The 11,018-nt window shown below is 60.4% G+C and carries 11 protein-coding genes and 2 pseudogenes; 12 read left to right on the top strand and 1 reads right to left on the bottom strand.

Translation table 11 applies throughout. From position 1 onward, the window contains the following. The first annotated feature begins 223 nt into the window (after nt 1-223). The 3 genes and pseudogenes from X773_RS72460 to X773_RS77785 all read left to right on the top strand — a co-directional run bounded on the left by X773_RS72460 (nt 224) and on the right by X773_RS77785 (nt 2,149). Nucleotides 224-451: a hypothetical protein gene (locus X773_RS72460; protein WP_023680712.1), complete on the top strand. Its 228-nt coding sequence runs from the start codon at nt 224-226 to the stop codon at nt 449-451. 24 nt (nt 452-475) lie between these two features. After that, nucleotides 476-1,327 (top strand): annotated as a pseudogene (locus X773_RS77780) (recombinase family protein); the annotation flags it as partial. Between the two features lie 60 nt (nt 1,328-1,387). Then, nucleotides 1,388-2,149 (top strand): zinc ribbon domain-containing protein, encoded by a 762-nt coding sequence (locus X773_RS77785; protein WP_245274883.1) that lies wholly within the window; start codon nt 1,388-1,390, stop codon nt 2,147-2,149. A gap of 57 nt (nt 2,150-2,206) precedes the next feature. Here the strand turns inward: X773_RS77785 and X773_RS72470 are convergent, their stop codons facing one another. Beyond that, nucleotides 2,207-3,109 carry a LysR substrate-binding domain-containing protein gene (locus tag X773_RS72470; RefSeq protein WP_023680715.1) on the bottom strand — a complete coding sequence of 301 codons (903 nt, stop codon included), beginning with the start codon at nt 3,107-3,109 and terminating at the stop codon, nt 2,207-2,209. Between the two features lie 100 nt (nt 3,110-3,209). On the opposite strand from X773_RS72470, the gene X773_RS72475 reads away from it, so the two are divergent. From X773_RS72475 to X773_RS78785, 9 genes and pseudogenes are all read left to right on the top strand, one after another. Then, nucleotides 3,210-4,424 carry an aminotransferase class I/II-fold pyridoxal phosphate-dependent enzyme gene (locus tag X773_RS72475; protein ID WP_023680716.1) on the top strand — a complete coding sequence of 405 codons (1,215 nt, stop codon included), beginning with the start codon at nt 3,210-3,212 and terminating at the stop codon, nt 4,422-4,424. A gap of 24 nt (nt 4,425-4,448) precedes the next feature. Then, a complete protein-coding gene (locus X773_RS72480; RefSeq protein ID WP_245274882.1) occupies nt 4,449-6,047 on the top strand; it encodes an ABC transporter substrate-binding protein in 1,599 nt (532 codons plus the stop codon). Nucleotides 6,048-6,056: 9 nt separating this feature from the next. Next, nucleotides 6,057-6,992, top strand: coding sequence for an ABC transporter permease (locus tag X773_RS72485; protein WP_023680718.1), 936 nt, complete (start codon nt 6,057-6,059; stop codon nt 6,990-6,992). Between the two features lie 2 nt (nt 6,993-6,994). Then, nucleotides 6,995-7,888, top strand: a complete 894-nt coding sequence (locus X773_RS72490) for an ABC transporter permease subunit (RefSeq protein WP_023680719.1) — start codon at nt 6,995-6,997, stop codon at nt 7,886-7,888. Continuing rightward, entirely contained in the window at nt 7,885-8,883 is a 999-nt protein-coding gene (locus X773_RS72495; RefSeq protein WP_023680720.1) for an ABC transporter ATP-binding protein, read from the top strand. The genes X773_RS72490 and X773_RS72495 overlap by 4 nt, the downstream gene beginning before the upstream one ends. Beyond that, a complete protein-coding gene (locus tag X773_RS72500) occupies nt 8,883-9,869 on the top strand; it encodes an ABC transporter ATP-binding protein (RefSeq protein WP_023680721.1) in 987 nt (328 codons plus the stop codon). The genes X773_RS72495 and X773_RS72500 overlap by 1 nt, the downstream gene beginning before the upstream one ends. A 297-nt stretch (nt 9,870-10,166) precedes the next feature. Beyond that, the gene (locus X773_RS72505; protein WP_023680722.1) at nt 10,167-10,505 is read left to right on the top strand and encodes a hypothetical protein; all 339 of its coding nucleotides are present in this window, start codon (nt 10,167-10,169) and stop codon (nt 10,503-10,505) included. A 34-nt stretch (nt 10,506-10,539) separates the two neighbouring features. Next, nucleotides 10,540-10,770, top strand: a pseudogene (locus tag X773_RS79460) (ABC transporter permease); the annotation flags it as partial. A gap of 85 nt (nt 10,771-10,855) precedes the next feature. Continuing rightward, the gene (locus X773_RS78785; protein ID WP_023680723.1) at nt 10,856-11,014 is read left to right on the top strand and encodes a hypothetical protein; all 159 of its coding nucleotides are present in this window, start codon (nt 10,856-10,858) and stop codon (nt 11,012-11,014) included. The last annotated feature ends 4 nt before the right edge of the window (nt 11,015-11,018 follow it).

Raw genomic sequence — 11,018 nt, forward strand, 5'->3', positions numbered from 1 at the left:
CCATGGTCGCCGTATCGAGAAGCAGTCTCATGCAAGCATATTGGATATTGCGTGCGATATTGCAAGAGGCTCGAGCTTTGGCAGTTTGGCTTGGTTTCGGAATTCCCAAATCGCAGCGCGCAAGTATTTGCACGCCACCGTACGACCGCGCGGCAACTGAACTTGTCTTGCTGATCATCACGCCGCTCAATGCCCTTGATCTACACAGAAGAGCGGGCATGCCATGGTGGACGAGGCCAAACCGGGGAGCGACAGCGCAAGCCATGACTACAGGGCTGAGATGTCGGCACGAGACATGGCTGAACGAGCCGTCCTGTCGATCGCCCGTTTGTTGGGTCGGCGGGTTGCTCGGGAGCATTTCGAGGAATTGCAGGGGGCCAACGACAACAAAGTTCATCCTCTTGAAAAAACACCGTCAGAAGGGGAGGGTGGGGACGGCGGCGGCCATTAACAAAGAGAGGAAGAGGAGCGGTTCATGACCCGTGTCGCGCTGTATGCTCGTTACTCATCCGACAACCAGCGCGAAGCCTCTATCGAGGATCAGCTGCGGCTTTGCCGAGAGCTCGCGGCCAGGGAGAGGTGGACTGTCGTTGAAACCTATGTCGATGCCGCGATATCCGGCTCAAGCGTCATCCGTCGACCAGACATCCAGCGGCTTCTCGCCGATGCTCAAAGCGGGCAATTTGAGATCGTTCTAGCCGAGGCACTCGATCGCTTGTCACGCGACCAGGAGGACGTAGCCGGCCTCTTTAAGCGACTGCGCTTTGCCGGTGTCAGGATCGTCACTCTCTCTGAGGGCGCCGTGGACGAACTGCACGTGGGCCTGAAAGGAACGATGAACGCGTTGTTCCTGCGCGACCTAGCCGCCAAGATCAGGCGGGGCCAAAGCGGCCGCATATTGAACGGCTACAACGCCGGCGGCCTCTCCTACGGCTATCGCGTGGTCAAAAAACTCGATGAACGCGGCGAACCGATCCGCCGTCTGCGCGAGATCGATGAGGATCAAGCCGAGGTCGTGCGTCGGATTTTTCGGGAATTCGCGGCTGGTCAATCGGCGCGTACGATAGCTGCAGGGCTCAACAAGGAAGGTATCCCATCACCCTTTGGGGGTGCGTGGGGCGCCTCGACCATCAATGGCAATCTCAAGCGGAGAAGCGGCTTTCTCTACAACGAAGCCTAAATCGGGCTGCTCGTCTTCAATCGTCTTCAAATGCGCAAGGATCCCGAGACTGGGAAGCGCATCTCGCGGCCGAATCTGCCGGAAACCTGGCAGGTCGTTGAAGTGCCGCATCTGCATATCATCGACGATGAGCTATGGGATGCAGTGCAAGCCCGCAAGAAGCTTTATGGAGGCATGAAACTCCATCACCGCCGACGGCCGAAGCACATGTTCTCGGGGCTCGTGCGGTGCGGCTGCTGTGGCGCTTCCTATACGGTGAAGAACAGGAACCAGCTTGCTTGTGCCGCGCACCGTGAGAAAGGCACTTGTACCAATAACAGAACGATCCGTGTTGGCGAGCTTGAGAACCGTGTGCTGGAAGGCATCCAGCGGCGCTTGCTGGCGCCAGATGCCATTGCGGGCTTCCTTGCTGAATATCATGCTGAGCATAAGCGACTGAACGCCATGAACCGCGAGCGGCAAAGGGAAGTCGAAAGGCGGCATGCCGGCATCGACAGGCAGATCGCTAACGTCGTCGATGCCATCGCTGACGGTGTCGCGACGACCAGCATGAAATCGAAGCTACTGGACCTCGAGCGCGAAAAGGAGAATCTAGCCCGAGAGCTTCAGGCGATGGCGGCCGCAGAAAGCATTGTAGAGTTTCATCCGGCAGCGGTGACGGTTTACCGTCGGCAAGTATCCGAGCTCCAGGACGCATTGCAATCCGATGTGTGTGAGCGGCACGAGGCGGCGAGGATCATCCGCTCGCTGGTCACGGGGATCGAGATCATTCCGACGGAGGGTAGGGGACAGGTTGAGCTGAAAGTTCGCGGTGCGCTGGCGGAGCTTCTCAACCTGCCAAATCGTAAACCAGGAACAGCGCCTAGCGCTGCAGTGATGGTAGCGGGAGAGCGCTACCGCCTTCCCCACACTCATCGAACTCCCAGTTACAATTTCGCTGCTGCGGCTGAGCGAGGCGCGCTATCCTAATTGCGGCCTGGCGGGTGACGGCATGGGGCCCAGAAGCCGACGTTCACGAAAGTGAAGTCAAGTTTGGACAGCCCCATCAATTTCCAATGCGATACGCATCAGCTGCTCGATAAAGTCGCTAACTACTCTCGATGGACGTCGGTTGGGTGGCAACAACAGAAGAGTTCGGAAGGAGATTCCCGGGAGAAATGGACGGAGGCTGAGGTTTCCGTTGAGATAGGGAAGGGCAGTTAAAGGATTGACCATTCCGCATCCAAGCCCCGCATTGACCATCGAGCAGATGGTGGTGGAATAGGGGGTTTCTAGAACCACTTTGGGCTTGATGCCGTGATCAGCGAAGATGGCCTCTGCTTCCCGTCTCGTAGTGTCCTCCGGAGCCAACGCGATGAAGGCCTGCCCATGGAGATCGGCGGGACGGATCACTTCCCTCCCCTCTAGCGGATGGCCCTTGGGCATGGCGATCGCGACCCGGTAGTTCCGGAATGGGTGGGCTTCGACGCCCGCAAGATCGATCTCGTCCGCCGCCAGGCCGACGTCGAACTGGCCGGAGGCGACGAGTTCTTTGACTTCCGAGGATAGCCTTGCCTGAAAGGTGATCGCAACGTCAGGGTGACGGTGTTGAAATGCCTTTAATGCCTTTGGCATTACATTCGTACTTAATGCGGAGAGACTTGCGATCCGGATTTCCCCCGAACCGAAGTCGCGAATCCGCGCCGCGGCCCCTTTCAAATGGATGAGGCCGGAGAATGAGGTCTCCACTTCCCTGAAAAACAGGTTGCCTTCTGCCGTCGGCGACATCCGTCCTTTGATGCGGTGGAAGAGCGCGAAACCGATGTCGCGCTCCAGTTCTTGGACGGCCTTGCTCACCGCAGGTTGTGAGATGCGTAGTATCTCCGCGGCGCGTGAGGCGGTTCCAATCGTCATCACGGCGTGGAAGACCTCGATCTGGCGAAGATTCATGGCGCACCTATAACCTGAGAGAATAGCACATCCCGATCTTGATATTGGACGGAATAGGTTTTGTCATGCTGTAACTGTCTCCAACACATGAGGAGCAAGCATGAACGATCTCACCCAATGCGTTGTGACCCCCAAAGTCAAAACAGACGGCTTCGAGGCTCTGGGTGCAGCCGTCCATCGGGCTTCGACGATCGTATTCGCGGATGCCGCAGCCTACGCCACTCGCGGCCAGCGAGGGCCTGACGGCTATTCCTACGGCCTCTACGGCACCCCGACGACGCGTACACTGGAGCAAAAGATCACTCAGCTCGAGCAGGGTCACCGGACGCTTCTCGCGCCATCGGGCCAGGCCGCAAACGCAATCGCAATGCTCGCCGTCCTCAATGCCGGAGACAAGGTACTGGTGGCGGACACGGCCTATCCCCCGGTCCGTGATTTTGTGAACACCGATCTGGCAAAGTTTGGCGTCCGAGCGGAGTACTACGATCCCACTTCGCCCGAGGGGCTCGAACGTCGGATCGACGGGAACACGAAACTGGTGTGGTGCGAGTCCCCCGGTTCGACGACCATGGAAGTCCAGGATCTGCCGCGGATTGCCGAGATCGCGCATCGGCACGGCGCGCTCGTCGGATTCGACAACACCTGGGCGACCCCTCTTAACTTCAAGCCCCTCGTACATGGGGCCGACATCGTGACCGAAGCGCTCACCAAATATATCTCGGGCCATTCCGACGTGCTGATGGGATCGATCACGGTGGCTTCCGAGCAGCTTTTCAACGCGCTCAAGGCGACTATGGGGCGCGCCGGGATCGGTGTTTCCCCCGACGACGCCTCTTTGGTGTTGCGGGGCATGGAGACTCTTGGCGTGCGAATGAAACACGCGCACGACGGCGCGACGGCGATGATCAACTGGTTCCGCGGCCACCCAGCCGTCGAGCGTGTGCTCTACCCCGCCCTGCCGTCTTCTCCCGGGCACGAATTCTGGAAGCGCGACTTCCTCGGCGCGAGCGGAGTGTTCAGCGTGGAATTGGTTCCCGAAGCACTGCCGCACGTGCCGGAGGCGCTCAATACGCTAGAGACGTTCGCCATCGGCGCCTCGTGGGGTGGGACACGCAGCCTCGTTGCCCCCATGCCCGTGAAGAGCAACCGCTCCGCGACGACTTGGAGTGGGCAGGACCTCCTTCTGCGGTTCAGCGTGGGGTTGGAATCGCACGACGATCTCATGGCCGATCTCGAGAAAATGTTGGCCCAAATCCAAGCACGGATCGACGACGAGCGGTTCGGCAAAGAAAACATCCGGCAATCAATGCTGTGAGTGAACACAAAAAGGGGAATGACAATGAACAACAACAACGAATTCATGCGAATAGACAGGCGCTCCTTCCTGGCGGGCGTCTCAAAACTGCTGGGAGTTTCGGCGCTATCCTCCATCCTGCCGTCAATCGTTGCGGCATCAGAGGTTAAGGACACGCTTCGCATCGCGATCGCCAAGCCCGCCGGGGATATCAATCCTCACAAATACACCGGCCTGTGGGGCGTTCAGGACCTCGTTTTCGAGCCGCTGGTTAAATACGGCCATGACGGTAAGATCGAGCCAGGGCTGGCGACCGAATGGTCGGTCGAAGACGGGGGCAGGCTGCTTAAGCTCACCTTGCGCAAGGGCGTGACTTTCCACGACGGCACTCCGTTCGACGCCGCGGCGGTGGAATGGAACCTGAAGAGGTGGATCGGACTCGAAGCGAACAACTGGATGAATTCGTCCCGGCTTTACGCCGGAACGGACATCGTCGACGATGATCACGTCAACGTCCGGTTCAAGGAACCGGTCCTCGGCCTGCTCCAGGAGTTCGCTTACGTCCGGCCAGTCAGGCTCCTCAGCCCCAAGTCGGTCTCTGGGGACGGTAGCTATAAGGCACCCGTCGGCACGGGACCGTGGCATCAAGCGACTGCCGGGAATGAGGGCAGTGCCTTCGAGCGCTTCGACGCCTACTGGGGTGACAAGCCCTCTTTCAAATATCTTGAGGTAAAAGTCCTTCCGGACTCGCGCGGCCGCATGGCAGCGTTGCGCGCGGGCGACGTGGATCTGATCGGCGGAGCGTTTGTGTCGCCTTTGACCGCAACGGAAGCAGAGACGCTGAAGGGAGCGGGCATCGATGTCGTCATCGATCCCGGCACCACCACAATGATTATGGCCTTCAACACTTCCCGCGTCGAAGCGCTGAGGGACCCGAAAGTCCGCAAGGCGATCAACCTCGGCATCGACCGGGCTGCGATCTCGCAAGTGCTTTACCGCGGTCTGGCGACCTCCACTGGCAACCTGTTCTCCGAAACCGTTCCGTATTCGGGGAAGCGCTTCGATGTGCCTAGGCGGGATACCGAGACCGCAAAGTCGCTGCTCGAGGAGGCAGGCTGGGTCGGGGGGCCTGTCAGGCAGAAGGACGGCAAGGACCTTGCCATTGAACTGGTTGTTAGCGAGGAGCAAGTACCGGGGTCCCGATCCGTCGCGGAAGTGATCCAGTCCGAGCTCCAGGAGATTGGCGTCACGCTCACGATCCGCTCGGTGGATCATGCCTCGCGGCACAGCGACATTCCGGAGCGCAAGTTCGATCTCGCTTTCTTCCAGACGTTCGGCGCGCCATACGAACCTTTCGGGACTGTGGTGGGCCTGTTCCTATCCACCTATGACAACGGCGTGGACGGCAAGCTCTTCATCGACCCCGAGCACCTCGATCCGTTGGTGCTCGCCGCGATGTCCGCGCCCGAAGGCGAGATGGAAGCAGCTCTACAGAAGGTCTATGACTGGCTGCACGACAACGACGCCATCGCGCCGCTGCTCTTCGTTCCGGGCATATGGGCGCATGCCGCTCGGGTGAAGGGCTTCCAGAGCCCCGCGACCGAGTACGACATGCCCTACGAGAATATCACACTGGCGGAGTAGGATACGGCCGTGTTCGCCTTCATCGCTAAAAGGGCCCGCAACGCAGTCTTGTTGCTGTTTCTGGCGTCCGTTCTATGCTTCGCGCTCGTGGTATCCGCTCCGGGCAACGTGGCGATACTCATCGCCGAGTTGCGGACGCCGACGGCCACCAAAGCCGATATCGCCAAGGTCGAGGAGGAATTGGGGCTCAACAAGCCGCTTCTCGAACGCTACGGCTTCTGGCTGAACGGAGCGATCCACGGCGACTTCGGCATTTCCTACAAGACGGGCGAGGCGGTCGGCGCGTCCCTCAAGAGCCGCCTTGCTGTGACCGCCACCCTCGTTGCGGGCGGAGCGGTCGTGGCTTTCTTGCTGAGCCTGTTCGTCGGCTTCGTAGGCGCGCTCTGGGCACATAGGGCGCCAGACGTGGTCACCCGAGGGAGCGCTCTTCTGGGCGCTTCGACTCCGTCCTTCTTCGTCGGAGCACTGCTGGTCTACGCCTTTTCGGTCACGTGGCACGTCTTTCCGACCTTCGGGTTTGCCGGACCCGTCAGTTGGGTGCTTCCATGGCTCACTCTGGGATTTCTTCCCGCAGCAGTTCTGAGCCGCGTCGTCCGAGTTGGCTTCGAGGAGGCGATGGCCAAACCTTATGTCCTAACGGCCATGAGCAAAGGACTGTCAAGGACGAGTATTCTGGTTCGCGACGCGATCCCGAACATCGCGCCGACGTACTTGAACGCCTTGGGAACGCAGATCGGGACGATGGTCGTGGGCGCGGTCGTTGTCGAACCTCTGTTCGCTTGGCAGGGCATCGGCGACCTCTTCCTGACCGGGGTGAGATTCCGCGACTTCATGGTCGTGCAGGCCTGCCTTCTGGTCTTCATCACGTTCTTCATCATCCTGAACGTCGTGGTCGACATCTGCATTACGCTGACCGATCCGCGCCTTAGACTTCAAAGGAGCTGAACATGCAGCCAGTCAGACCACTCCTGAAGGCCATTGGCGCCTTCCCGCGCTCGGCGGTATTTACTATTGGCGCGTTCGTTCTGTTGGGACTGCTCGCACCCTACATCGCGCCACATGATCCCAATGCGCAAGACCTGCTGATCGCTGGCCAGGGCCCGACGCTCGCCCATCCGTTCGGAGTCGACCATCTCGGGCGCGATACATTGAGCAGGTTGATTGTGGCGGCTCGGACGTCGCTGGTCGGAGTCTGTCTCGTCCTTGTGTGCGCGCACGCCATCGGCATCGCCATCGGCACGATTGCCGGATACCGGCGGGGCTGGACGGACGAACTGCTGATGCGCATCGTTGACGTCGGCCAGGCAATCCCCAGCCTCATCGTCTCACTTGCGGTGATCGGCATTGCCGGAGTCAGCTACTGGAACATGATCCTCGCGCTCGCGCTCGCCTGGTGGCCGGGTAGCGCCCGCATTAGCCGGGCCGTGGCTGTCAACACCATGAACAAGCCCCACATGGAGGCCCTAAGAGTATTGGGCGCAAGTCCCGTTCGCATTTACTTTGTCCATCTTCTTCCCACGACGATCGGGGCGGTGCTCGTATATGCCACGGCCGACGCCGGAGCAGTCGCGCTCGCAATCGCAACGTTGAGCTTCCTCGGGCTGGGCATCCAGCCGCCGACGCCTGAATGGGGACAGATGTTGGTCGACGCGCTTCCATATCTTGAGTCCGATCCGCGCCAGGTCATCCTGCCGGGGCTGACCCTGACTTTAGCTGTCATCGGATTCAACATCCTCGGTGAAGCGGTCGCCCTCAACAGAGTTCCGAAGCCGCTGACCTCCCGGATGCTCGCGGCCCGTCGCCGGGTAACCGCATTCTGGGCCAAGGAGGCACGGCCATGAGTTCTGAACCGATACTCCGCGTCAAAGATCTGACCATAGACCTGCTGACGGCGCATACCGTGGTCCGCCCAGTCGACGGAGTAGCCTATGAACTGAGCCGTCGAGAGACCCTCGCGATTGTGGGAGAAAGCGGTAGCGGCAAAACGGTCACCTGCTTTGCGCCTCTCGGCCTGATGCCCGTGGGCGTCCAGGCGGATATATCGGGCTCCATTTTGTTCGACAGCCGCCAGCTCGTCGGATCGGACAATGAAACGCTTCGCAGCCTGCGCGGAAAATCCATTGGCTTCATTTTCCAGGACCCGATGAGCGCGCTCAATCCCGCCCGCCGGGTCGGACGGCAGATAGCCGAAGTAGCCGAGCTTCACCTCGGCATGACCGCAAGAGCTGCGGAAACCCGGGCGCTTGAACTTATCAAGATGGTCGGGATGTCCGACCCCGAAATACGCCTCAAGCAGTATCCCCATGAGCTTTCGGGCGGTCTCCGACAGCGTGTCATGATCGCAATCGCCATTGCCGCCGAGCCGACACTTCTCGTAGCCGACGAGCCGACCACCGCGCTCGACGTGACGGTCCAGGCGCAAATCCTCCGACTGCTGAAGGAAATCCAGTCCAGAATGGACATGGCCATGATCTTGATCACGCATGACATGGGTGTCGTGGCGGGCGCGGCCGACCGCGTAATGGTGATGTACGCGGGGCGCCACGTCGAAACCGGACCGACCGAGCGTGTACTCTCCCAGCCGCAGCATCCCTATACGATGGGCCTCATCGACGCAATTCCGAGGAAACAGGACGCAATCGGATCGCGTTTCCGTGGATTGCCGGGCATTCCGCCCATCCTCGGCGCGCCGATCACAGGGTGCGCTTTCATGGCCCGCTGCGGATACGCTGTGGATGCCTGCGGCGAGCGGCGACCGCCGTTCTTGCCGACGGCAGTTCCGGGTGTGTCAGCCGCCTGTCCCGTTCTGAATATTCGGGCGAAGGAGTGCGCATAATGAGCGCGATACTCGAAGTCGAGCATCTGGTCACCAGCTTTCCAAGTGCCAAACGTGGCCAAACGATCAAAGCGGTAAACGACGTCTCAATCCACCTCAATCAAGGCGAGATCGTCGGCTTGGTGGGGGAGTCTGGCTGCGGCAAGTCCACGCTCGGCCGTTCGATCGTCGGCTTGGAAAAACCCCAATCCGGACGTGTCGTTTTTGATGGCGTCGACCTCGGCTCCTTGAGTGGACGCCGTCTGCGGGAAGCGCGTCGGGCAGTTCAGTACGTATTCCAGGACCCCTATGCATCGCTGAATGATCGCCAAACTGTGGGCGAAGCCATAAACGAAGCCCTCATCATTGCAGGTTTGCGTTCGCAAACGGAACGCGAGGGGAGGATCGCTGAGCTCCTCAACCAAGTCGGTCTGGCGACGACGGTCCGGGACAGATTCACCCGTGAACTCTCAGGCGGCCAGAGGCAACGCATCGCGATCGCGCGCTCGCTGGCCGTAGAGCCGCGGGTTTTAATCTGCGACGAACCGGTCAGCGCGCTAGACTTGTCTATACGGGCGCAGGTCATGAACCTATTCCTCGATCTCAGAGAGAAGCTCGGCGTGTCCTGCCTCTTCATCGCGCATGACCTCGCGCTTGTCCGGCAGGCGGCGAGCCGGGTCTACGTGATGTATCTCGGCAAGGTGGTGGAAAGCGGTAGCTCGGAAGAGGTCTACCGGAATCCGAGCCATCCCTACACCCAACTCCTTCTCGCGTCTGTCCCCGAGGCTGATCCTGCCACCGAACGTCGGCGCAACCCTCCGTTGATCACGGGCGAAATCCCAAGTCCGACGAATCCGCCCTCCGGCTGTTTCTTCAGGACGCGGTGTCCCCTTTCAGTGGAAGCTTGTGCGGAGGCTGAGCCTGTGTCGCAAGAAGTAAGCTCAATGCACAAGGCGGCGTGCAGGTTCGCCGGCGGCCTATTCGCGAAACGGGTCTCGGCCGCATGATTAAACGTCAGATCTAGCTGAGCGTGCGGGACCTGATGCGTTGCGCATTCTGGTGGCGAAGCAGAGATTTGCGCTCCCTCCTTCCGGTACCGGGCCGGCAGTGAGTGGGAAAGCGCTCTGTCGGCAGCCCTGGTTACTCAGGCGGGCCGGGAGGATCCTCTTGCCGGTTATTATTCCGCTTCTTGTAGCGTTGGCTTAAGTGCCTGCCATTGCTCGTGAGACATGGTTGGCAGGTCAAACTGGTTGCGAGTGGTCGAATAAGCCGTTATCATTCTGGGCGGCATCGTCTGCCAGATCGTGCAGCTGGTTGTCTCGATCCGCGACCGCGAGATGCTTCGTGTCACCGGCGATCCCTGGGACGGTCGCACACTGGAATGGTCCACGGCGTCGCCGCCGCCGGCCTGGAACTTTGCCGTCTTGCCGCATGTGGCCGAGCGCGACAGCTACTGGGTCGCGAAGCAACGCGCCAACGCACAGCAAGCTCAACCGGTGCCACCGCGCCCGTACGAGCCGATCGAAGTACCGAAGAACAGTCCAGTCGGGGTCGTCAACGCCTTCTTTGCCGTCGTCATTGGTTTCGCCCTGATCTGGCACATCTGGTGGATGGCCGGGCTGGGGCTGATCGGCACCTTTTGACGATCCTCATCTTCGCGTTTCGGGGTGAGGACCCGCCAGCGCCGATGCCGGCGCCCTCGTGCTGGCCATCGGGACGCTCAGCTTTCTGGGCCTGGGCGTTGCACCGCCGACGCCGGAATGGGGCCAGATGCTTGTCGACGGCATGAGTTACATCGAGGAGTTTCCGCGCCTCGTTGTCCCCCCTGGTCTAGCCCTGACGCTGGTTGTAGTCAGCTTCAACCTCTTGGGTGAAACATTTGCGCTGCAAAAGGTGCCGCGGCCGGTTCGCGGGGAATGCTGCGCAAGCGCAAGCTGGCGCGGGCTCGCGAAGAGGCCGAGCGCGATGCCGTCGAAACGGGAACGGGTTCGACATGAACGACGACAAGCCAATTTACGCGATCGAGAATTTGATCATCGATCTCTATGCAACTTCCGTATCCGTCCGGGCGGTCGATGGCGTCTCATTCAGCGTTCGGCCCGGCGAAACGGTGGCGGTCGTCGGGGAAGCGGCTCTGGAAAAACGGTCATGACGCT

The sequence above is a fragment of the Mesorhizobium sp. LSJC280B00 genome, from assembly GCF_000502835.1.
GTDB lineage: Bacteria > Pseudomonadota > Alphaproteobacteria > Rhizobiales > Rhizobiaceae > Mesorhizobium.